Origin of the sequence: Nocardioides endophyticus, from assembly GCF_039543845.1 — a bacterium.
GTDB lineage: Bacteria > Actinomycetota > Actinomycetes > Propionibacteriales > Nocardioidaceae > Nocardioides > Nocardioides endophyticus.
On sequence record NZ_BAABKN010000031.1, the window covers coordinates 55,216 to 76,222 of the forward strand.

Below are 21,007 nucleotides of genomic sequence, written 5' to 3' on the forward strand. Positions count from 1 at the left end.
CTCGTCGGTCACTGGGTCGAACGGCTGAGCGACGTCGAGGGTTCCTGCGGCGGCGTACGGCGGACGTCATACCTTTCGTGGGTCCTGGGCCACCAAAGGTATGACGTCCCGCGAGACGACCGACCCAACAGACATCCACAGAAGCCCTTCCGACCGCACTGTCCACAGTCGCGCGGTCGTACGCCGACGCCACCCGGCCCGGGGACCGAACCTGCGGGTATGAACCAGAACCCAGCCGTCGTCGCTCTCGCTGCCGAGCAGGACGGGGTGGTCTCACGTCGTCAGCTCTACGGGCTCGGTGTCACTCGCTGGCAGGTGGTGGCCAACCTCCGAGCCGGCCGCTGGCAGCGGATCGGAGACCAGTCCATCTGCGTCCACACGGGCCCGCTCTCCCAGCGTGCTCGGCATTGGGCCGCGGTCTTCCAAGGCGGACCGCGTGCTCAGCTCGACGGGGCGTCCGCCCTCATCGAGTCTGGGCTCACCAGGTTCGAGGTCGAGCGGGTTCGGGTGTCGGTGCCTCGAGGAGCCAAGGTTCGCCGGACCCAGGCGTTCGACATCCGCCAGACGCGGCGATGGAATGCCGCGGATCTGATGCCGTCCGGGATCCCGCGGACGCGTCCCGAGGTCGCCGCCGTCCGAGCTGGACTGTGGGCGCGATCCGACAGTCAGGCCGCGTTGGTCGTGACCATGGCCGTGCAGCAGGGCATCACCACGGCCGAGGGCATCGGACGCCAGCTGATCCGGATCCGGCGTGATCGACGCCGGTTGCTGCTCCACGCACTCGTCAACGACCTCCTGGACGGTGCCCGATCACTTGGCGAGCTCGAGATCGGCGACGAACTGGCTCGACGATGCCTGCCACGACCGGATCGGCAGGTGCTCCGCAAGGACCGGCGCAGCCGCTACTACCTCGACCTCTACTGGTCCGAATGGAAGCTGGTCGTCGAGATCGACGGCGTCCACCACACGTGGGCGGAGAACGTGGTCGGCGACGCGCTCCGTCAGAACGATCTCGTCCTCGATGGCGACACGGTGCTCCGCCTACCGCTCCTCGGACTCCGCCTCGAGCCTGACGAGTTCATGGCTCAGATCGAGCAGGCACTGCGCGCGGCCGGATGGACGCCGGACGTCATCCGAATCGTGGCCTAGAACCCACGATTCGGATGACGTCCCGGGCCTCCTACTCCGCCGAACGCACCCGGATGCCGGCCCCCGTCAAGGTGCTCAGTGGCACGGTGACCGTGCCTGAGGGGTCGGTGAAGAAGTCGTTGCCCTTGTCGTCGACCACGATGAACGCGGGGAAGTCCTCGACCTCGATCTTCCACACGGCCTCCATGCCGAGCTCGGGGTACTCGATGACCTCCTGGCTCTTGATGCAGTCCTGCGCCAACCGCGCGGCGGGGCCGCCGATGGAGCCGAGGTAGAAGCCGCCGTACTCGTCGCAGGCCTCTGTGACGACCTTGGAGCGGTTGCCCTTGGCCAGCATCACCATCGAGCCGCCGGCAGCCTGGAAGGACTTCACGTAGGAGTCCATCCGCCCGGCGGTGGTCGGGCCGAACGAGCCTGACGCCATGCCCTCGGGCGTCTTCGCCGGGCCGGCGTAGTAGACCGGGTGGTCCTTCAGGTACTGCGGCATCTCCTCGCCCGCGTCGAGCCGCTCCTGGATCTTCGCGTGCGCGATGTCGCGCGCGACCACCAGCGGACCGGTCAGCGACAGTCGCGTCTTGACCGGGTGGCGAGAGAGCTCGGCGAGGATGTCGGCCATCGGCTGGTTGAGGTCGATCGAGACCACCTCGCCGCCGCTGATGTCCTCGGCGACGCCGGCGTCGGGCATGTACTGCGCCGGGTCGGTCTCGAGCTGCTCGAGGAAGACACCGTCGGGCGTGATCTTGCCGAGGGCCTGGCGGTCGGCCGAGCACGACACCGCGATCGCGACCGGGCACGAGGCGCCGTGGCGGGGGAGGCGTACGACGCGGACGTCGTGGCAGAAGTACTTGCCGCCGAACTGCGCGCCGATCCCGAAGGACTGCGTGAGCTTGAAGACCTCCTCCTCGAGCTCGACGTCGCGGAACCCGTGGGCGCTCATCGACCCTGAGGTCGGCAGGTTGTCGAGGTAGTGCGCGGAGGCGTACTTCGCGGTCTTGAGCGCGAACTCCGCCGACGTGCCGCCGATGACGACCGCCAGATGGTACGGCGGACAGGCGGCCGTGCCGAGCGAGCGGATCTTCTCGTCCAGGAAGGTCAGCAGCCGCTGCGGGTTGAGGATCGCCTTCGTCTCCTGGAAGAGGAACGACTTGTTCGCCGAGCCGCCACCCTTCGCCATGAAGAGGAACTTGTACTCCGGCTTCCCCGACGTCTGCGGCGTCGAGTAGATCTCGATCTGCGCCGGTAGGTTGGTGCCGGTGTTCTTCTCGTCGTACGTCGTCAGCGGCGCGAGCTGCGAGTAGCGCAGGTTGAGCTTGGTGTAGGCGTCGTACACACCCCGCGAGATCGCCTCGCCGTCGTCGATGCCGGTGAGGACTCCCTCGGACTTCTTGCCCATCACGATCGCGGTGCCGGTGTCCTGGCACATCGGCAGCACGCCGCCTGCGGAGATGTTGACGTTCTTGAGCAGATCGAGCGCCACGAAGCGGTCGTTGCCCGACGCCTCGGGGTCGTCGATGATCTTGCGCAGCTGCGCGAGGTGCGCCGGCCGCAGGTAGTGGCTGATGTCGTGCATCGCCTCGGAGGTCAGCCGCTCGATCGCCTCGGGAGAGACCTTGAGGAACGTCTCACCGTCCGCCTCGAACGTCGTCACGCCCTCGGTGGTGAGAAGCCGGTAAGGCGTCTCGTCCTTGCCGATGGGCAGCAGGTCGGAGTACAGGAACTCCGCTTGGTTCTGGGAGGGAGATGTCGCCACGAACCCTGAGGATATCCGCCCCCGTGCCCACTACTCTGGGCGGATGGGAGATCTCGCGCCGCAGGGCCGCCCCGACCCCACCCAGCTGCGCATCTCGGACGCCGACCGGCACGAAGTCGCCGAGCTTCTCCGCACCGCGGCGGGCGAGGGGCGGATCGACTTCGACGAGCTGGACGAGCGGCTCGAGGCGGCGTACGCCGCGCGCACGTACGCCGACCTGGTGCCGATCACGTCCGACCTGCCGGTCCAGGGCCAGCCCTCCTGGCATCCGCCGGCCCTGCCGTCGCCCGTTGTCGACGGGCCTGCCAGTGAGAGTCATGTGGCGATCCTCAGCGGTCTCGACCGCAAGGGGTCCTGGGTCGTGCCGCGCCGGATGTCGGTCTTCGCGATGATGGGCGGCGCCGACCTGGACCTGCGCGAGGCCCGGTTCGCCGCCCAAGAGGTCGTGATCACGGTGAACGCGTTCATGGGCGGCGCCCAGATCACCGTGGGCCCGCACACCAACGTGGTGATGGAGGGCGCCGGGATCATGGGCGGCTACTCCGGCCCGGACGACAAGGTTCCGGCCGAGCTGGACGCCAACTCACCGACGGTCCGGATCCGCGGCGTCGCGATCTGGGGAGGGGTGTCGGTCGACCGCAAGCCGATGCCGGGCGAGAAGCGCAAACGCATCCGTCGCCGCTGACGGAGGCGCTCAGCCGGTCGCGGCGTCCTGTGCCGCCTCCTGGTCCGCTGCCTGCTCGGTCGCGTGCTCGAGGATCCGCCCGGCGTTGTCGCGGTCGACGGTGAGGTTCTCACCGGTGGCGGGGTCGAAGAGGTGGATCTTCGAACCGTCGACCCAGATCTCGGCCTCCTCGCCCTCCGTGATCCGGCTGGCGCCGTCCAGGGAGACGACCAGCTGGGTGTGCAGCGACTCGCCGTCCAGGTCGCGCTCGAGCTGGCGCAGCTGCTCCTCGACCTCGGGCGGCGCCTCGAACGGGATGTAGGCGTAGGTCTCGTTGCCGAGCCACTCGACGACGTCGACCTTCGCCCGGAAGGTCGACCCGCTGCCGGGGTCTGTCTTCACGCTGGCGTCCTCGAAGTACTCCGGCCGGATACCCGCCATCAGCAGCCCCTTGCCCTCGGCCTTCGTGGCCTTCTCGGCCGGGATCTCGACGCTGCCGAAGGGCAGCTTCACCGTGGTGCCCTCGACGGTCGCCGGGAGGAAGTTCATCGGCGGCGAGCCGATGAAGCCGGCCACGAAGAGGTTGCCGGGGTTCTCGTAGAGCTCGCGCGGGGTGGCGAGCTGCTGCAGGATCCCGCGCTTGAGCACGGCGACCCGGTCGCCGAGCGTCATCGCCTCGGTCTGGTCGTGGGTGACGTAGACCGTGGTGATGCCGAGCCGCTTCTGCAGCCGGGCGATCTCGGTGCGCATCTGGCCGCGCAGCTTGGCGTCGAGGTTGGACAACGGCTCGTCGAAGAGGAAGGCGTCCGCCTCCCGGACGATCGCCCGCCCCATCGCGACGCGCTGGCGCTGACCGCCCGACAGGTTGCCCGGCTTGCGGTCGAGGTGCTCGTCGAGCTCGAGGGTCTTCGACGCGGCCCGGACCTTCTTGTCGACCTCGTCGTCGGGGGCCTTCGCCAGCCGCAGCGGGAAGGCGATGTTCTCGTAGACGGTGAGGTGCGGGTAGAGCGCGTAGTTCTGGAACACCATCGCGAGGTTGCGGTCCCGCGGCGCCAGGTCGTTGACCCGCTTGTCGCCGATCATCATGTCGCCGGACGTGATGTCCTCCAGCCCCACGATCATCCGCAGCAGCGTCGACTTCCCGCACCCGGACGGCCCGACGAGGATCATGAACTCCCCGTCGGCCACGTCGATGCTGATGTCGTTCACTGCCGGAAAGCCGTCGCCGTACTTCTTGACGATGTTCTTCATGTCGATGGCAGCCACGAGGTCACCCCTTCACTGCGCCGGAGGTGAGCCCGGCGACGATCTTTCGCTGGAACAGCAGGACGATGATGATGATCGGGACGGTGACCACCACGGAGGCGGCGGCCAGCAGTCCGTACGGCGGGTTGAACGGGTCGGGTCCCACGAAGAAGGACAGCTGCGCGGGCACTGTGCGTGAGTTCGTCGTCGACGTCAGCGAGATCGCGAGCACGAACTCGTTCCACGCGAAGAAGAACGTCAGGATCGCGGCGGTGAACACGCCGGGAGCTGCGAGCGGCACGATCACCTTGCGGAACGCCTGCCACGACGTGGCGCCGTCGACCTGGGCCGCCTGCTCCATCTCCCACGGGATCTCGCGGAAGAACGCCGACAGGGTCCAGATCGCCAGAGGCAGCGTGAACGACATGTAGGGGATGATCAGCCCGGGCCAGGTGTTGAACAGGTGCAGCGTCCGCCACAGGTCGAAGAGCGGGCCGACGAGGGCCACGACCGGGAACATCGCGATCGCCAGCGCGAGCGAGAGCACGAGCCGCTTGCCCTTGAACTCCAGGCGGGCGATCGCGTACGCCGCGAGCGTCGCGAAGATCACCGCCAGCAGCGTCGAGATCGCCGCGATCCCGAAGGAGTTGCGCAGGGCGTCGAGGAAGTCCTTGTGGGTGTTCTCCTGACCCGCCGTGACCGAGCCGACGCCGAGGATGTCGCGGAAGTTCTGGAGGGTCCAGTCCTTCGGCAGGAACTGGGGGCTGCCGGCCGCGGTCTCGCCGGGGCCCTTGAACGACAGCGACATGATCCAGACCACCGGCAGGAGGCACCACACCAGGATGATGACGAATCCGATCCAGGTGCCGATCTTGTTGCGGGTCCCCTTGGACATGGCCATCACGCCTCACCCCTCGCCTGCGCCAGGTCCACTCGGAAGAGCTTCACGATCAACCAGGCCAAGAGCAGCACGGTGAGGAAGAGCAGCACCGAGAGCGCGGAGCCCAGGCCCAGCTGGAACTGCTGGATGACCTGCCGGTAGGTCAGGAACGACGAGGACTCCGTGTCCTGCGCACCCCGGGTCATCACGTAGATGTTGTCGAAGATCCGGAACGCGTCCAGTGCCCGGAACAGCACGGCGACCATGATCGCCGCCCGCATGTTGGGGAGGATCACCTTCCACAGCCGTTGCCACCAGGTCGCGCCGTCGACCTCGGCGGCCTCGATCATGTCCTCCGACACCTGCGAGAGTCCGGCCAGCAGGAGCAGCGCCATGAACGGCGTGGTCTTCCAGATCTCCGAGACCATGATCGCGAACATCGCCGGCCAGTGGCTGCCGAACCAGTTGGTGTCCGTGCTGATCCACGGCAACCAGGAGAACCAGGCGTTCACGAAGCCGTTGTTGATGCTGAACGCGAACTGCCAGGCATACGCCGAGACGACGGTGATGATGCCGTAGGGGATGAGGATCGAGGTCCTGATCGCGCCGCGGGCGAACACGATGCGGTGCATCACCATCGCGAACGCGAAGCCGATGACCAGCTCGATCGCCACGGTCACCACCATGATGATGACGGTGTTGAGGGTGTCCTGCCAGAACAGCGAGTCGGTGAGGACGGTGCCGTAGTTGGACAGGCCCACGAAGGACTTGTCGTCCGGCGTGGTCAGCCGGTAGCGGAACAGCGACAGGTAGAGCGCCTGGATCATCGGCCACGCCGTGACGGCCAGCATCACGATGACCGCGGGCAGGACGAGCTTCTGGCCGAGCCGGTTCTCTGCCCGCGTCCGGTCGCTCACCACCGGCTTGCCGGGGGCCTTCGCGATGGCACTCACAGCAGGCTCCTTCCGTGGAGGACGTCGTAGATGAAGCTCTGCGACTTCGCCGGGGTGTCGCTGTTGACGCTCGCGGGCGGGTGCCACGTGGACTGGAGGCCGCCCGAGATGTCGCTCCAGTACGGCGTGACCGTGCGCGGCGCCGCGGCGTCGAGGCTGTCCTGGAAGAGCTGGAGGAGGTCAGCCGGGTAGGTCTTCTGGAGTGCGTCGCCGTTGGCCTGGTAGCCCGCCTGGCTCGCCGGCATGTTGCCCGTGAGCTCGGCGTTGACCTCCTGGTTCTCCGGGCTGGTGAGGCACTCGACGGCCTGCATCGCGTCGTCGATGTGCTGGGAGTACTTGCTGACGCCGAGACCGATGCCGCCGTACGGCGGGCGGGAGTCCTCGCCCTGGACCGTCTGCGGGTAGCGGGTGTAGCCGATGTCCTTGTTGAAGCCCGGGTCGCTCGCCTCGTAGTTGTTGTAGATGTAGGTCCAGTTGACCATGAACGCGCCCTGCGGTCCTCCGAAGGTGCTGCCGGCCTGACCCTCCTGGGCGACCGACAGGTCCGCGGGAGCAGCCGGTGAGTGCGCGAGCTTCTCGATGACGGCGGCGGCCTTCTCGCCGGCCGGCGAGTCGATCTCCAGCTTGAGGTCGACACCCTTGTCGGTGTCGGTGGCGAGCTCGCCGCCGGCGCCCGAGATCAGCGCGTTGATCCAGACGACGTAACCCTCGTACTTGTTGGACTGCACCGCCACCTTGCCGCCGTTCTTGGCGGCGGCGTCGATGATCTGGTCCCAGGTGACCGGCTGGCTCATGTCGATCCCGGCCTTCTCTGCGAACGACTTCCGGTACCAGAGCACCTGGGTGTTGGACCAGAACGGCGCGACCACCAGCTTGCCGTCCCAGGTGGCCGCGTCGGTAGCACCCTTGAACGACTGCTCCTTCAACTTGTCCTGGAGGTCCTGGGGGATCGGAGCCAGGAAGCCGGCGTTCGAGAACTCGGCGGTGAACGGCGGGTCGATGCTCATGATGTCGATGCCGGAGTCGCGGGCCGCGAGTCGCCGGGCCAGCTGGATCCGCTGCTCGTTCGCGTCCTGGGGCAGTACCTGGGTGCTGATCGTGTAGTCGTCCGTGCTGCAGTTCGCGGCGACCTTGGCCTGTCCGCCGCTGTCGGGGTTGATGTACCAGATCAGCTCGGGCTTGCCTGAGTCAGCGTTCGCCGAACATGCCGCCAGCAGCCCCGTGGCCGTCATCAGTGCCGCCGCCGCAGCGACTCCGCGCCGTACTCGATCCATGAGCCCTCCCTCCGGGTGGTCTAGATCACATGTAGCCCCCTTTCGGCCGGATGTAAACGTTGACATTTCTTCGGTCGGGGGTTCGGGCGCCCGGACTACGTGGGAATCGAGGGCACCGGCTACTGTGAGCGCGCTCACCTTTACTACGGATCGTCCGGCACGTACCTGCCGGTGAAGGAGTTGTTGAAGCATGACCACAGTTCGTTTCGAAGAGGCCCAGCGCTGGTATCCCGGCGCCGACAAGCCCGCAGTCCCCGGGATCAGCCTGGAGATCGGCGACGGGGAGTTCATGGTCCTCGTCGGCCCCTCCGGTTGCGGCAAGTCCACGACCCTGCGGATGCTCGCCGGGCTCGAGGAGGTCAACAAGGGGAAGATCTTCATCGGCGACCGAGAGATCACCAACACCCCGCCGAAGGACCGGGACATCGCGATGGTGTTCCAGAACTACGCGCTCTACCCGCACATGTCGGTGGCCGACAACATGGCGTTCGCGCTGAAGATGGCGAAGGTGCCGACCGAGGAGCGCAACAAGCGCGTCCAGGACGCCGCCAAGATCCTCGGTCTGACCGAGTACCTCGACCGCAAGCCGAAGGCGCTCTCCGGTGGTCAGCGCCAGCGCGTCGCGATGGGCCGCGCGATCGTGCGCCAGCCGCAGGTCTTCTGCATGGACGAGCCGCTGTCGAACCTCGACGCGAAGATGCGGGTGCAGACCCGCACCGACATCGCCAAGCTCCAGGCCGACCTCGGCGTCACGACCGTCTACGTTACCCACGACCAGGTCGAGGCGATGACCATGGGCGACCGGGTCGCGGTCATGAAGGACGGCTACCTGCAGGAGGTCGACACTCCGCTGGGTCTCTACGACCGGCCGGTGAACCTGTTCGTCGCCGGCTTCATCGGCTCGCCGGCCATGAACCTGCTCGAGGCGCACGCCAAGGACGGCAAGGCGCAGATCGGCGACTACGTCGTCCCGGTCGACCCGGCCGCGTCCTCGAAGATGGAGGGCAGCATCACCGTCGGCGTACGCCCCGAGGCCTGGCGCATCGTGGGCAACAGCCAAGACGGGATGCCCGTCAAGGTGACCGTGGTCGAGGACCTCGGCTCCGACGCCTTCGTCTATGGCACCAGCGGTGTCGAGGGCACGCCCAACAACATCATCATCCGGGTCAACGGTCGCGACCACGTGCAGAAGGGCGAGACCGTCTACGTGACGACCGACCCCCAGAACGTGCACGTCTTCGACACCGAGTCGGGCGCCCGCCTGTCGGAGTGACCCATCGCCGAGTCGGCGCAGATTGACCCTCGAGTCGGCGCAGAGTGACCCAGTCCAGGGTCATTTTGCGCCGACTCGGCTACTTCGCGCGGTTCGCCGTACGCCGGATGCCGGCGACGAACGTCTCGAAGAGGGCCGGGGGCAGGTCGTGGCCCATGCCGTCGATGAGGAGCAGCTCGGCGCCGGGGACGGCCGCAGCCGTGGCCCGGCCCCCGGAGACGTGCACCATCTTGTCGGCGAGGCCGTGCACGACCAGGGTCGGGACACGTACGCCGCGCAGCCGGCTGCCGCGGTTGGGCTGGGTCAGCACGGCCAGCATCTGCCGCACGACGCCAGCGGGGTGCAGGCCGCGCTCGTACGTCGCCTCGGCCCGCGCGCGGATCCGCTCGTCGGTGTCGGGGTACGCCGGCGACCCGGTCAGCCGCGTGAACGCCAGGTTGCCGGCGACGTACGCATCGAGGCCGGGTTTGGTCGGCGCCAGCAGGCGGGGGAGCACGGCGGGGCTCTGCCACCCGACGGTGCGCTTGCCGGTGGTCGACATGATGCTCGTCAGCGACCGGACCCGCTCGGGGTGCGCGAGCACCATCGTCTGCACGATCATCCCGCCCATCGACACCCCGGCGATGTGTGCCGACCCCAGCCCGAGGTGGTCGAGCAGCCCGAACGCGTCGTCGGCCAGGTCCTCGAGGCCGTACGGCGCGCGGACCGGAGCGCCGGCGAACGCGCGGACGACCATCGAGCGGGAGACCCGGGAGTCGAGGATCGTCGAGCGGCCGGTGTCGCGGTTGTCGTAGCGGACCACGAAGAACCCGGCTCGGGCGAGGTCCTCGCAGAGCTCGACGTCCCACCAGTTCATCGGCCCGCCGAGCCCCATCACCAGCAGGAGCGGGGCGTCGTCGGGGTCGCCGAAGGTCTGGTAGCAGAGCTCGATGCCGCGACCGACCGGCGCGAACAGCTCTTCCGAGACCGCTACCGCGGCCTGGACCGGCGTTTCGGCCGCGGCGGCGCGGGTACGTCGTGATCCGGAGGGCACTTGACCAGTCAACCATCCGTGGGTCCGGTGCCGGGAGGGTAGGCGGCGTGCCGTACCGAACTTGGGACAAATCGCGACCGAAAACCGAGAATGTGTCGGCGCTGCCCCGTAGCGTGGATCACATGCGCAGCAACGCACTGGCCGACTTCCTGCTGCCGGAGGGCTTCGCCGCCCCCGCGGTCGGCGCGGTCCTGCGCGAGAGCAGCGCGGTCGTCGAGTTCGGTCGCTTCGCGCTCCGCGCGGCGGGCGACCGGCGGTCCCGCCGCGAGACGTCGTACGCCGAGCGGGCGGGCTCGCGCCTCGGCGACCCGGTGCTGCTGGTGCCCGGGTTCCTTGCCGGTGACGGCACGCTCGCGCTGATGTCCCGCGCGCTGCGGGCTCAGGGCTTCCGCACCTACCGCTCCCACATCCACGCCAACATCGGCTGCACGCTCAACGCGGCCGCGCAGCTCGAGGGACGGCTGGAGTCGATCGCGATCCGGCGCGGCTCCCGGGTGCAGGTCGTCGGGCACAGCCTGGGCGGCATGCTCGCCCGCGGCGTCGCCGTACGCCGCCCCGACCTGGTCTCCAACGTGATCACCCTCGGCAGCCCGATGCTCGCGCCGGGCGCACACCACCGCTCGCTGTCGGCGAGCGTCGAGATGCTGGTGCGGCTGAGCAAGGCCGGCGTGCCCGGCCTGATGGCCGAGGACTGTGTGGCGGGATCGTGTGCGCGGCAGAGCTTCGAGGAGTGCCGCGCGCCGATGCCGGCCGGCATCGGCTTCACTGCGGTCTACTCCCGACGCGACGGGATCGTCGACTGGCGGGCCTGTGTCGACCCGGTCGCCCGCCAGGTCGAGGTCACCGCCTCGCACCTGGGCATGGCGTTCGACCCCCGTGTCATCGACGTGGTCGCGGACAGCCTGCTGCGGACCTCGAGTGCCTCAGCTGTCGAAGTCGATCGAGGCAAAAGCGCGTAGCTTCTGCAGCTGGTGCTCCGAGCTGATCTTGCGGATCGTGCCGCTGCGCGAGCGCATCACCAGGGACTCGGTGGTGCAGCCGCCGGCGTAGTAGCGGACGCCGCGCATCAGGTCGCCGTCGGTGATGCCGGTGGCCACGAAGAAGCAGTCGTCTCCGGTCACGAGGGTGTCGGTGGTGAGCACGAAGTCGGAGTCGAGATTGTGCCCGGCGTCGATGGCCTTCTGTCGCTCGGCGTCGTCCTGCGGCCAGAGCTGACCCTGGATCACGCCGCCCATGGCCTTCATCGCGCACGCGGTGATGATGGCCTCGGGGGTGCCGCCCACGCCGAGCAGCAGGTCGATGCCGCTGTCGGGCCGGGCCGCGGAGATGGCGCCGGCGACGTCGCCGTCGACGATGAACTTGATCCGGGCGCCGGTCGCGCGGATCTCGTGGGCCAGCTTCTCGTGGCGCGGGCGGTCGAGGAGCACGACGGTGACGTCCTCGGGCTTGCCGCCCTTGGCCTTGGCGACCTGGTGGATGTTCTCGGCGACGGGGTAGCGGATGTCGACCACGTCGGCGGCCTCGGGGCCGGCGGCGAGCTTGTCCATGTAGAACACGGCGGAGGGGTCGTACATCGAGCCGCGCGGCGCCACCGCGAGCACGGCGACGGCGTTGCTCATGCCCTTGGCCGTGAGCGTCGTGCCGTCGATCGGGTCGACCGCCACGTCGCACTCAGGGCCGGTACCGTCGCCGACCCGCTCGCCGTTGTAGAGCATCGGGGCGTTGTCCTTCTCACCCTCGCCGATGACGACGACGCCGTCCATGCCGATGGTCGAGATCATCACCCGCATCGCGTTGACCGCTACGCCGTCGGCGCCGTTCTTGTCACCGCGTCCCACCCAACGACCGGCGGCCATGGCGGCGGCCTCGGTCACCCGGACCAGCTCGAGGGCGAGGTTGCGATCGGGCGACTGCGGAGCGGGGGACAGGCTCTCTGGCTCGGTCATGGGCGAACTCTATCGGTCACGGATTTCCCTTTAGGTGCGATAGATCGACACTTCGGTTGCCTTGATGCTGAAGACCACCTCGAGCCCGGGCGCGAGGTCGAGCTCGGCCGCCGCCAGGGTCGTGACGTCGGCGGCGAGGCTCTGCCCGTCTGGAGTGGCGGCCCGCACCCGCACCTGGTCGCCGAACGGCTCCAGGTCGGACACCGTGGTGGTGATGGTGTTGCGAGGACTGCCGCCGGGCGGCTCGCGGAAGACCGAGACGGCGCTGGGCCGGAAGACCGCCACGACCGAGTCGCCGGTGGCCGGAGCCGGGTCGGTGGTCAGCCCCTTCACGGCGATCCCGTGGGGCCCGTCGACGGCGCCGTCGCGCCAGGTGCCGCGGACCATGTTGAGCCCGGCGATCCGAGCCGTGAAGGGACTGCGCGGGCGGGTCAGCACGTCGGTCGTCGGACCCGCCTCGACGACGCGGCCGCCGTCGACCACCACGACCCGGTCGGCCAGCAGCAGCGCGTCGAGGACGTCGTGGGTGACCAGGACGACGGTCCGGTCGGCCAGTACCCGACGCAGCGTCTGGCGCAGCGCGGGTCGTACGGCGACATCGAGCGCCGCCATCGGCTCGTCGAGCAGCAGCACCCGGGGGTCGGCGGCCAGCGCGCGGGCCACGGCGACCCGCTGGGCCTGGCCTCCCGACAGTTGGCCGGGGCGCCGGTCGGCGAGCTCCGCGACCCCGACGTCCTCCAGCCAGGCACGGGCCTGCTCGCGCGCCGTACGGCGGTGGATGCCGCGGCTGCGGGGCCCGAAGGCGACGTTCTCGAGCGCACTCAGGTGCGGGAAGAGCAGGGGGTCCTGTGCCAGCAGGGCGATCCGCCGCGCGTGCGGGGCCACCCAGACGTCGGCGCTGGTCAGCTCGACTCCGTCGAGGACGACCCGGCCGCTGTCGGGCCGGAGCAGGCCGGCGGCCACGGCCAGGAGGGTGGACTTGCCGGCGCCGTTGGGCCCGAGCACGGCGACGGTCTCGCCGTCGGCGACGTCGAGCGCGACGTCGACGTCGCGCTCCGTCACCTGGGCGGTGAGCTCGAGGGTCACCAGGTGCTCCGCCCCGGTCGGGCGAAGGCGATGACCAGCACGGCGACCACCACCAGCACGAGCGACATGGCGACGGCGGCGTCCGGGTCGACGACGCGCAGGTTGTAGATGAAGAGCGGCAGCGTGCGGGTGGTGCCCTCGAGGCTGCCGGCGAACGTGATGGTCGCGCCGAACTCACCCAGTGCCCGGGCGAAGGACAGCACCGCACCCGAGACCAGGCCGGGGAGCACCAGTGGCAGGGTGACCCGGCGGAACACCGTCGTCGGCCGGGCTCCGAGCGAGGCCGCGACCTCCTCGTAGCGGGCGCCGGCACTGCGCAGCGCCCCCTCCAGGCTGACCACCAGGAACGGCAGGGACACGAACGTCTGCGCCAGCACGACCGCCGCCGTGGAGAACGCTATCTGGATGCCGAGCGCGTCGAGCTCGCTGCCCAGCAGGCCGCGCCTGCCGAACGTGTAGAGCAGCGCGATGCCGCCGACCACAGGAGGCAGCACGAGGGGGAGGAGCACCAGCGAGCGCACGAGTCCCTGGCCGCGGAAGCTGGTGCGCGCGAGCACCAGCGCCATGGGTACGCCGAGCAGCAGGCACAGGACCGTGGCGACCAGCGACGTACGCAGGCTCAGCGACAGCGCCGTCAGCGCCGAGTCGGACGTGACCAGCTCGAAGAAGCTGCCCCACTCGACCCGGGACCCCATCCCGACGAGCGGGAGCAGGACCAGCGCGGCGCCGAGCGCGGCGGGGACGAAGATCCAGGCGGGGAGCCCGACCTGCCGCTGCCTCGTCGCCACTCCCTAAGGCTGCCCGAAGCCGGCGTCAGCGAGGATGCTCTGGCCCGTGTCGCCGAGGACGAACTCGACGAAGTCGTCGGCGAGATCCTCGGCGTCGGTGCCCTCGACCGGCGCGATCGGGTAGGTGTTCACGACATCGCCCGACTCCGGGAAGGTGACCCCGGTGACGGCGTCGCCGGCCGCGGTCACGTCCGTCACGTACACGACGCCGGCGTCGGCCTCGCCCGACGTCACCTTGGCGAGCACGTCGGTCACCGACTGCTCCTCGCTGACCGGCTTCAGCGTCACGCCGAGGTTGTCGGCCATCGTCTGGGTCGCGGCCCCGCACGGGACCTCGGGAGCGCAGATGACCAGCTGCAGCCCCTTCTTCGCCAGATCCTGGAAGCTGGCCACACCTGTCGGGTTGTCGGGCGGCGTGGCGATCTCGAGGGTGTTGGTCGCGAAGTCCTGCGGGTCGCCCCCGGCGAGGTCGGCGTCCACCAGCTTGTCCATGTTGGCGGTGTCGGCGGACGCGAACACATCGGCCGGGGCGCCCTCCTGGATCTGGGTGACCAGGTTGGAGGAGCCACCGAAGTCGAACTCCACCTTCACGCCGTCGTGCTCGGCCTCGAACTTCTTGCCGATCTCCTCGAAGGTCGCCGTGAGCGACGCCGCGGCGTACACGGTCAGCGTGGTGGTCTCACCACCACTGCCACCACCGGCGTCGCCGTCGGAGTCGCTGCCGCACGCGGCGAGGGGGAGGGTGAGCGCCAGGACGGCGGTCAGGACGAGGCTCTTCACGGGCGCTCCACGACGACATTGGTGGACTTGACGGAGGCGATAGCGCGTACGCCGGGCTCGAGGCCGAGCTCCTCGGCGGCCTCCGAGCTCATCAGCGAGACCATCCGGTAGGGACCGCAGATCAGCTCGACCTGGGCCATGACGGTGTCCGTCTTGACCTTCGTGACGATCCCGGCGAGCCGGTTGCGGGCGCTGACGGCGGCCGCCCGGGTGGCTTCCCGGTCGGGCTGGTCGGCGAGCGACTCGGCGAGCGCGGCGAGGTCGACGCCGGGCACCACGGTGCGGCCGTCGGCCTTGGTGCTGGCCACCCGGCCGGCCTCGACCCAGCGGCGCATGGTGTCGTCGCTGACGCCGAGCAGTTCGGCGGCTTCCGCGATCCGGTACGTCGTCACGCGGAGATCATGCCGCAGATGCGGTCAGGTGACCAGTGAAAGCGCCGCAACCGCGGACGCCAGACTGATCGGCGTCACGAGCAGTGAGACCCGGTGGAACTCGCGCAGCGACGGCGGATGACCGAGCCGGACCATGCCGCGGCGCCAGAGCAGGTTGGCCAGTGAGCCGGTGTAGCTCAACCCGGAGCCGATGTTGAGACCGAGCAGCGCCGCGAGGATGGCGGTGTCGCCCATCGGTGCCAGCAACGGGACGAGCAGCAGGGTGGCCGAGAGGTTCGTCAGCAGGTTGGCGAGCACGGTCGCGAGCACGGCGATCAGCAGCAGGCTCGCGAAGTCGGTGCCGTCGGGCAGCACGTCGCTCACCCAGTCACCCAGGAAGCCGGTGGCCAGGGCCGCGACCACCACGCCGAGGGACAGCACGAAGAGCGCGAACGCCGGATGGGCCGCGCGTACGGCGTCGGAGGTGGTCAGCAGCTGCCGCCGGCGCGCCCAGAGGACGAGGACGACCGCAGCCGCGCCCGAGATCCAGAACGGCTCGACGCCGAGCGGTGACCCGACCCCGAAGCCGACCAGCATCAGCAGCACGACGACGAGCGGCGTCCGGGGGAGCGGCGGTGCCTCCTCCACCTGTCCCGGCACCGGCCCGGCCGGCGCGGCGAGGTCGCGGCGGAAGAGCAGTCGCAGTGCGACGTACTCGACCACCAGCACGACCGCGAGCACCGGCGCCATCACCAGGGCGAACCCGCCGAAGGTGAGGTCGAGGTGCGGCATCGCCAGCAGGTTGGTGAGGTTGGAGACGGGGAGCAGCAGCGAGGCGGAGTTGGCCATCCGCAGGCAGGCATGCGCGCCGGGGCGGTACGACGTACCGCTGCTGACCGCGGCGGCGACCACGACCGGGGTGAGCAGCACGACGGTCGCGTCGAGGCTCAGCACCGCCGTGACCGCGGCAGCGAGCAGGAAGACGCCCGTGAAGATCGGCACCGCGCGGCCACCGCCGGCATCGCGCACCCGTGCGGCCGCCGCGGCGAACAGCTCGGCCCGCGCGCAGACGTCCGCGACGACGAGGATCGTCACGAGGAAGAGCACGACCGGTCCGAGGTGCCGCAGGGTGTCCTCGACGTCGGACCAGACGAGGATGCCGGTGGCCAGGGTCGCGAGTGCGGCGAGCACGCCGACCCCGGCCTCGACCCGGCCGGACGGGTGCGCGTACGCCGTGACCAGCAGGGCGAGTAGTGCGGCCACGGGGATCAGATCGAGGGCCGGCACGGGGCGACAGTAGGCCACCTGGGAAACTGCTCGCGTGAGTGAGCCGACCCAGCCCGAGCCGGCGCAGCCGGAGAAGCCGGGCCGCTACACCCGGTCAACCGGTGGTCTGATCGGCTCGATGATCGTGCTGGTCGTGGCCGTTCTCGCGATCGTCGCCTTTCGCGGGACGTTCCGAGAGACCCCAGACTACGAGCCTGCCCACATCGACTACCTCGAGCTCATCAGCAGCGTGCAGCAGGCCGGGCTGAACCCGCTCTACCCGCCCGAGCTCCCCGACGGCTGGTTCGTGAAGGACGCGAGCTTCGTCCCCGGTGACCGGCCGTCGCTCGACCTGGTCTTCACCACCGACGACGAGCGCACCGCCGGGCTGCACCAGGAGGACACCGGCGAGCGCGAGCTACTCACGAAGTACGTCGGCGCCGGTGTGACCGACGACGACGACGCCGAGCTCACGACCGACGTCGCGACCTGGACCGCGTGGGTCGACACCGACGGCGACCATGCCTACACGGCCGAGCACGGCGACGACACCGTGCTCGTCTACAGCTCGGGCGACCCCGACGCCCTGCGGAGCTTCGTCGAGTCGCTGACCGACGCTCCGCTCACCGACGCTCCCTAGGACTCGTCGGCGTTCGCGTCGGCGAAGTCCTGGAGCAGCTCGCCGGCCTCGACGTACTCGGCGGGAAGGGTCGTGCGGTTCCACCAGGGCTGGGTTGCGATCTGGGTCGCTTGCTCGGTGCTCAAGACCGGGGCCCGACGCGTCTCGCCCTCGGCCCACGGGTTGGTGTTCAGGGCGTTCACGACGACCCGGAGCCGGCGCCCGGGGCTGAGCACTTCTACCGCCAGCCGCTGCGACCCGACGCCGTACTCGGTGTCGTCGTCCTCGCTGTAGGTGCGCAGGATGTCGCCGTTCGGCAGCTGCCTGACAGCACAGGTGGCCGCCCACTCATCGAGGTACTCGTCGCAGGTGTACGGAGGGCGCCCGGCAATCCCGATCGGCTGGATGTTGACCATAACCTCCCCGGCGGGGCCTGACCCTGCAGTGGGCTGGAACAGCAGCGACGCGAAACCCTCGTGGCGGTGGGCTGCGCCCTGGAACCGCCCGACGGTCCCGTCGGCCACGTTGTCGACCGTCACGGCGAGCGCTGCTGCGAGGCTGCGGTTGGTGGCCGTCGCCGTCTCCCCGCTCAGCGGCCCGCGGACGACGGGTGCCGCGAGGTCGGTGGCTACGCCCCGGTCGGCGCCGCCGTCGAGGCCGGGCGCCAGGGCATAGGCGCCGACCGCGAGCACGGTGGCCGCAGCCACGGAGCCGACGGCGGCGAGAGCCCGGCGGCGACGCCGGATCGAGAGGCCCTGGTTGCGCGAGGCGACGGCGAGGGCGGGCAGGTCGGCGGACACGTCGGCGACGGCGTGGTCCAGGGAGTCGTGCAGCTTCATGGTCAGGTCCTCGGGTCTCTCAGGCCTCGTCGGCCAGGTCGGGGAAGTGGGTGCGCAGCCGGGCCAGCGCGCGGGAGGCGCGGGTCCGGCAGGCGGACTCGGACAGGCCGGTCTGGTCGGCGACCTCGGCGACCGGCAGGTCGTGGAAGTAGCGCAGCACCAGCACCGCCCGGTCCAGCGGCGGCAGGGTGCCGAGCCCGTCGACCAGCGACAGCCGCAGGGACGGGTCGCCGGACGCCGCCGGGGCGTCGGCACCCTCGAGCAGCGGCAGCTCACGCACCCGCTTGCGGCGCCGGTCGGAGAGGAAGAGCCGGGTCAGGATCATCCTCGTGTACGCCGCGGGGTTGTCGGCGCGGCTCACCAGCCGCCACCGCGAGAACGCCTGAGCGTACGCGCTCTGCACCAGGTCCTCGGCGGCATGGCGGTCACCGGTCAGCAGCACCGCGGTGCGCAGCATCCGGTCGCCGGTCGCGACGACGAACTCCTCGAAGCTCTCGGGTCGTCGCACGGCTGTCACCGGTTCGTCCAGCAGATCGGTCATCACACCCGTCTAGAGGGGCGCGGTGCGCAAAACGTTGCAGTCCGGGTCGGACTACTCGTCGTCGGCCTCGATCGCGGCGTCGAGCCGCTTCCGGGCGCCGTCGAGCCAGTCCTGGCAGATCGTGGCCAGCGCCTCGCCGCGCTCCCAGAGTGCGAGCGACTCCCCCAGCGTCGTACCCCCAGCCTCCAGGCGGCGTACGACGTCGATGAGCTCCTCTCGCGCGGCTTCGTACGACGGCGTCTCGGTCTTCGCGGCCTTCTTCTCAGCCATCGTGCTCCTCGGTGGGGGTGGTGCTGGTGGTCGTGGCGTGGATGCGGCCGTCGGCGACCCGCACGCTGATCCGCTGCTTCGCGGCCACCCCCTCGATGGAGGTGACGACGTGGCCGTCGGCGTCCTGGAGCACGGCGTACCCGCGCTGCAGGGTGGCCAGGGGAGACAGCGCTCGAGCCCGGGCGCGTTGGTGACCGACGTCGTCGGCGGCCCGGTCGAGCGAGTGGCTCAACGTACGGCGAGCCCGGTCTCGCAGCTGGACGACCTCGTCGAGACGGGCGTCGAGCAGGGTGCGCGGGTCGGCCAGTGCCGGCCGCGAGCGGAGCGCGTCCAGCCCAGCCTGCTCACGCGCCAGCCAGCCGCGGACGGCGCCGCGGATCCGGTCGCGTGCGTGGACGACGCCGCGCTGCTCCTCGGCCACGTCCGGGACGACCAGCTTCGCGGCGTCGGTCGGCGTCGAGGCACGGACGTCGGCGACCAGGTCGAGCAGCGGCTGGTCGGGCTCGTGGCCGATCGCGGAGATGACGGGGGTGCGGACCGCGTGCACCGCGCGGATCAGGGCCTCGTCGGAGAACGGCAGCAGGTCCTCGACCGAGCCACCGCCGCGGGCGACCACGATGACGTCGACGGCGGGGTTGCGGTCGAGGCGCTCCACCGCCTCGATCACCTCGGCCGCCGAGCGCTGGCCCTGCATGGCGGCGTACGCCACCTCGAAGGTGACCGCCGGCCAGCGCCGCTTGGCGTTCTCGAGCACGTCGCGCTCGGCCGCGCTGTTGGGGGCGGTGACCAGCCCGACGGTGCCGGGGAGGAAGGGCAGCGGCCGCTTCAGCTCGGGCGCGAAGAGCCCCTCGGCGGCCAGCAGCTGGCGGCGGCGCTCCAGGCGTGCCAACAGCTCGCCGAGGCCGACCATCCGGATGTCACGGGCGTAGAGGGAGATGGTGCCGCGGTTGGCGTAGTACGACGGCTTCGCGTTGACGACGATCGACGCGCCCTCGACCACGGGCGGGTTGAGGCTGTCGAAGAGCGTGCGCGAGCAGGTCACCGTCACCGAGATGTCGGCTACCGCGTCGCGCAGCGTCATGAAGACGGTGCTCATCCCCGGCCGGCGGCTCACCTGCGCGACCTGGCCCTCGACCCACACCGCACCGAGTCGGTCCACCCAGCCCGCGATCGCATTGGCGATCTGGCGCACCGGGGCCGGGGACTCGAGCGAGGTCTCCATGGCCATGCGGCGAGATTAGGGGATCGCACCGACGCACCTAGGATGGACACCATGACGACCGACATGGGCATGCCGCCGATCCTGTCGCCGGAGGCGGCCGAGAAGGCCGTGCTGCTGGCGGCACCGCGCGGCTACTGCGCCGGCGTCGACCGGGCAGTGATCACCGTGGAGAAGGCGCTCGACCTGTACGGCGCGCCCGTCTACGTGCGCAAGCAGATCGTCCACAACAAGCACGTCGTCGCCGACCTCGAGTCGCGCGGTGCGATCTTCGTCGAGGAGCTCGACGAGGTGCCGGCCGGCCAGACCGTGGTGTTCTCCGCCCACGGCGTCTCGCCGGAGGTGCACCGCCAGGCCGACGAGCGCTCGCTCAAGACCATCGACGCGACCTGCCCGCTGGTGACCAAGGTCCATCACGAGGCGAAGCGGTTCGCGGCCGAGGACTACGACATCCTGCTGATCGGCCACGCCGGTCACGAAGAGGTCGAGGGTACGGCGGGCGAGGCACCCGACCACATCCAGCTGGTGCAGAGCCCGGCCGACGTGCCCGGCATCGTCGTCCGCGACCCGAAGCGCGTCGCGTGGCTTTCGCAGACGACCCTCTCGGTCGACGAGACCCTGGAGACGGTGGCTGCGATCCGCGAGCGGTTCCCCGACCTGCTCGACCCGCCGAGCGACGACATCTGCTACGCCACCCAGAACCGCCAGCTCGCGGTCAAGGAGATCTCCCCGGCCGCCGACCTGGTGATCGTGGTCGGCTCCGGCAACTCCTCCAACTCCGTGCGCCTCGTCGAGGTCGCCCTGGAGGCCGGCGCGAGGTCGTCGTACCGCGTGGACGACGCCTCCGAGATCGACGAGGCCTGGCTCGACGGCGTCCGCACCGTCAGCGTGACCTCGGGCGCGAGCGTGCCCGAGGCACTGGTCGACGGAGTGCTGGCCTACCTCGCCGAGCGCGGCTACCCGGACGCGCAGGCCGTGCACAGCGCGGAGGAGTCGCTGATCTTCGCGCTCCCGCACGAGCTGCGTCGCGACCTTAAGGCCGCCGGTCGGGTCTAGAGACG

At 70.0% G+C, this 21,007-nt stretch carries 22 protein-coding genes; 6 read left to right on the top strand and 16 right to left on the bottom strand.

What is annotated here, in order from left to right:
- Positions 1-219: 219 nt before the first annotated feature.
- Entirely contained in the window at positions 220-1,149 is a 930-nt protein-coding gene (locus ABEA33_RS23055) for a DUF559 domain-containing protein (protein ID WP_345529420.1), read from the top strand.
- Positions 1,150-1,180: 31 nt separating this feature from the next.
- Here the strand turns inward: ABEA33_RS23055 and ABEA33_RS23060 are convergent, their stop codons facing one another.
- Positions 1,181-2,899 (bottom strand): fumarate hydratase, encoded by a 1,719-nt coding sequence (locus ABEA33_RS23060; protein WP_345529421.1) that lies wholly within the window; start codon positions 2,897-2,899, stop codon positions 1,181-1,183.
- Between the two features lie 43 nt (positions 2,900-2,942).
- Here ABEA33_RS23060 and ABEA33_RS23065 point away from each other — a divergent pair, with 43 nt between their 5' ends.
- On the top strand, positions 2,943-3,584 hold the full coding sequence (locus tag ABEA33_RS23065) for a DUF1707 SHOCT-like domain-containing protein (protein WP_345529422.1): 642 nt from the start codon (positions 2,943-2,945) through the stop codon (positions 3,582-3,584).
- Positions 3,585-3,593: 9 nt separating this feature from the next.
- Here ABEA33_RS23065 and ABEA33_RS23070 read toward each other — a convergent pair whose 3' ends face one another.
- Genes ABEA33_RS23070 through ABEA33_RS23085 form a run of 4 tightly spaced genes read right to left on the bottom strand, consistent with a single transcriptional unit; the run spans position 3,594 to position 7,915 of the window.
- Positions 3,594-4,829, bottom strand: coding sequence for an ABC transporter ATP-binding protein (locus tag ABEA33_RS23070; protein ID WP_345529423.1), 1,236 nt, complete (start codon positions 4,827-4,829; stop codon positions 3,594-3,596).
- A gap of 4 nt (positions 4,830-4,833) precedes the next feature.
- Positions 4,834-5,703, bottom strand: a complete 870-nt coding sequence (locus tag ABEA33_RS23075; RefSeq protein ID WP_425577466.1) for a carbohydrate ABC transporter permease — start codon at positions 5,701-5,703, stop codon at positions 4,834-4,836.
- Positions 5,704-5,708: 5 nt separating this feature from the next.
- Positions 5,709-6,641, bottom strand: coding sequence for a carbohydrate ABC transporter permease (locus ABEA33_RS23080; RefSeq protein ID WP_345529424.1), 933 nt, complete (start codon positions 6,639-6,641; stop codon positions 5,709-5,711).
- On the bottom strand, positions 6,638-7,915 hold the full coding sequence (locus ABEA33_RS23085; RefSeq protein WP_345529425.1) for an extracellular solute-binding protein: 1,278 nt from the start codon (positions 7,913-7,915) through the stop codon (positions 6,638-6,640). Before ABEA33_RS23085 ends, ABEA33_RS23080 begins: the two co-directional genes overlap by 4 nt.
- A 190-nt stretch (positions 7,916-8,105) precedes the next feature.
- Here ABEA33_RS23085 and ABEA33_RS23090 point away from each other — a divergent pair, with 190 nt between their 5' ends.
- A complete protein-coding gene (locus tag ABEA33_RS23090) occupies positions 8,106-9,188 on the top strand; it encodes an ABC transporter ATP-binding protein (protein WP_345529427.1) in 1,083 nt (360 codons plus the stop codon).
- 79 nt (positions 9,189-9,267) lie between these two features.
- Here the strand turns inward: ABEA33_RS23090 and ABEA33_RS23095 are convergent, their stop codons facing one another.
- Positions 9,268-10,221, bottom strand: a complete 954-nt coding sequence (locus ABEA33_RS23095) for an alpha/beta fold hydrolase (protein ID WP_345529428.1) — start codon at positions 10,219-10,221, stop codon at positions 9,268-9,270.
- A gap of 122 nt (positions 10,222-10,343) precedes the next feature.
- On the opposite strand from ABEA33_RS23095, the gene ABEA33_RS23100 reads away from it, so the two are divergent.
- Entirely contained in the window at positions 10,344-11,180 is an 837-nt protein-coding gene (locus tag ABEA33_RS23100) for an esterase/lipase family protein (protein ID WP_345529429.1), read from the top strand.
- Here ABEA33_RS23100 and glpX read toward each other — a convergent pair.
- Genes glpX through ABEA33_RS23130 form a run of 6 tightly spaced genes read right to left on the bottom strand, consistent with a single transcriptional unit; the run spans position 11,145 to position 16,479 of the window.
- Positions 11,145-12,167, bottom strand: coding sequence for a class II fructose-bisphosphatase (gene glpX, locus ABEA33_RS23105; protein WP_345529430.1), 1,023 nt, complete (start codon positions 12,165-12,167; stop codon positions 11,145-11,147). The genes ABEA33_RS23100 and glpX overlap by 36 nt on opposite strands.
- Positions 12,168-12,197: 30 nt before the next feature.
- On the bottom strand, positions 12,198-13,253 hold the full coding sequence (locus ABEA33_RS23110; protein ID WP_345529431.1) for a sulfate/molybdate ABC transporter ATP-binding protein: 1,056 nt from the start codon (positions 13,251-13,253) through the stop codon (positions 12,198-12,200).
- Entirely contained in the window at positions 13,250-14,041 is a 792-nt protein-coding gene (locus ABEA33_RS23115) for an ABC transporter permease (RefSeq protein WP_345529432.1), read from the bottom strand. Before ABEA33_RS23115 ends, ABEA33_RS23110 begins: the two co-directional genes overlap by 4 nt.
- Before the next feature lie 3 nt (positions 14,042-14,044).
- Positions 14,045-14,821 (bottom strand): molybdate ABC transporter substrate-binding protein, encoded by a 777-nt coding sequence (gene modA / locus ABEA33_RS23120; protein ID WP_345529433.1) that lies wholly within the window; start codon positions 14,819-14,821, stop codon positions 14,045-14,047.
- Positions 14,818-15,213 carry a TOBE domain-containing protein gene (locus ABEA33_RS23125; RefSeq protein ID WP_345529434.1) on the bottom strand — a complete coding sequence of 132 codons (396 nt, stop codon included), beginning with the start codon at positions 15,211-15,213 and terminating at the stop codon, positions 14,818-14,820. Before ABEA33_RS23125 ends, modA begins: the two co-directional genes overlap by 4 nt.
- Before the next feature lie 24 nt (positions 15,214-15,237).
- Entirely contained in the window at positions 15,238-16,479 is a 1,242-nt protein-coding gene (locus tag ABEA33_RS23130) for an SLC13 family permease (RefSeq protein WP_345529435.1), read from the bottom strand.
- Between the two features lie 34 nt (positions 16,480-16,513).
- Between ABEA33_RS23130 and ABEA33_RS23135 the strand changes: the two genes are divergently transcribed.
- On the top strand, positions 16,514-17,098 hold the full coding sequence (locus ABEA33_RS23135; protein ID WP_345529436.1) for a DUF4245 family protein: 585 nt from the start codon (positions 16,514-16,516) through the stop codon (positions 17,096-17,098).
- On the opposite strand, the gene ABEA33_RS23140 is transcribed toward ABEA33_RS23135, so the two are convergent.
- Genes ABEA33_RS23140 through xseA form a run of 4 tightly spaced genes read right to left on the bottom strand, consistent with a single transcriptional unit; the run spans position 17,095 to position 19,955 of the window.
- Positions 17,095-17,916, bottom strand: coding sequence for a hypothetical protein (locus ABEA33_RS23140; protein ID WP_345529437.1), 822 nt, complete (start codon positions 17,914-17,916; stop codon positions 17,095-17,097). The two genes, ABEA33_RS23135 and ABEA33_RS23140, sit on opposite strands and share 4 nt — an antisense overlap.
- Positions 17,917-17,935: 19 nt before the next feature.
- Positions 17,936-18,457, bottom strand: coding sequence for a SigE family RNA polymerase sigma factor (locus ABEA33_RS23145; protein WP_345529438.1), 522 nt, complete (start codon positions 18,455-18,457; stop codon positions 17,936-17,938).
- A 51-nt stretch (positions 18,458-18,508) separates the two neighbouring features.
- Positions 18,509-18,727 carry an exodeoxyribonuclease VII small subunit gene (locus ABEA33_RS23150; RefSeq protein WP_345529439.1) on the bottom strand — a complete coding sequence of 73 codons (219 nt, stop codon included), beginning with the start codon at positions 18,725-18,727 and terminating at the stop codon, positions 18,509-18,511.
- The gene (gene xseA / locus ABEA33_RS23155; RefSeq protein ID WP_345529440.1) at positions 18,720-19,955 is read right to left on the bottom strand and encodes an exodeoxyribonuclease VII large subunit; all 1,236 of its coding nucleotides are present in this window, start codon (positions 19,953-19,955) and stop codon (positions 18,720-18,722) included. Before xseA ends, ABEA33_RS23150 begins: the two co-directional genes overlap by 8 nt.
- A 45-nt stretch (positions 19,956-20,000) precedes the next feature.
- Between xseA and ABEA33_RS23160 the strand changes: the two genes are divergently transcribed.
- Entirely contained in the window at positions 20,001-21,002 is a 1,002-nt protein-coding gene (locus ABEA33_RS23160; RefSeq protein WP_345529442.1) for a 4-hydroxy-3-methylbut-2-enyl diphosphate reductase, read from the top strand.
- Positions 21,003-21,007 lie beyond the last annotated feature (5 nt).

What these genes read in the sequence shown, in the direction of transcription:
- ABEA33_RS23055 (WP_345529420.1), top strand. Translation starts at nt 220, where the DNA reads ATGAACCAGAACCCAGCCGTCGTCGCTCTCGCTGCCGAGCAGGACGGG.
- ABEA33_RS23065 (WP_345529422.1), top strand. Translation starts at nt 2,943, where the DNA reads ATGGGAGATCTCGCGCCGCAGGGCCGCCCCGACCCCACCCAGCTGCGC.
- ABEA33_RS23075 (WP_425577466.1), bottom strand. Translation starts at nt 5,703, where the DNA reads ATGTCCAAGGGGACCCGCAACAAGATCGGCACCTGGATCGGATTCGTC.
- ABEA33_RS23085 (WP_345529425.1), bottom strand. Translation starts at nt 7,915, where the DNA reads ATGGATCGAGTACGGCGCGGAGTCGCTGCGGCGGCGGCACTGATGACG.
- ABEA33_RS23090 (WP_345529427.1), top strand. Translation starts at nt 8,106, where the DNA reads ATGACCACAGTTCGTTTCGAAGAGGCCCAGCGCTGGTATCCCGGCGCC.
- ABEA33_RS23100 (WP_345529429.1), top strand. Translation starts at nt 10,344, where the DNA reads ATGCGCAGCAACGCACTGGCCGACTTCCTGCTGCCGGAGGGCTTCGCC.
- glpX (WP_345529430.1), bottom strand. Translation starts at nt 12,167, where the DNA reads ATGACCGAGCCAGAGAGCCTGTCCCCCGCTCCGCAGTCGCCCGATCGC.
- ABEA33_RS23140 (WP_345529437.1), bottom strand. Translation starts at nt 17,916, where the DNA reads ATGAAGCTGCACGACTCCCTGGACCACGCCGTCGCCGACGTGTCCGCC.
- ABEA33_RS23145 (WP_345529438.1), bottom strand. Translation starts at nt 18,457, where the DNA reads ATGACCGATCTGCTGGACGAACCGGTGACAGCCGTGCGACGACCCGAG.
- ABEA33_RS23150 (WP_345529439.1), bottom strand. Translation starts at nt 18,727, where the DNA reads ATGGCTGAGAAGAAGGCCGCGAAGACCGAGACGCCGTCGTACGAAGCC.
- xseA (WP_345529440.1), bottom strand. Translation starts at nt 19,955, where the DNA reads ATGGCCATGGAGACCTCGCTCGAGTCCCCGGCCCCGGTGCGCCAGATC.
- ABEA33_RS23160 (WP_345529442.1), top strand. Translation starts at nt 20,001, where the DNA reads ATGACGACCGACATGGGCATGCCGCCGATCCTGTCGCCGGAGGCGGCC.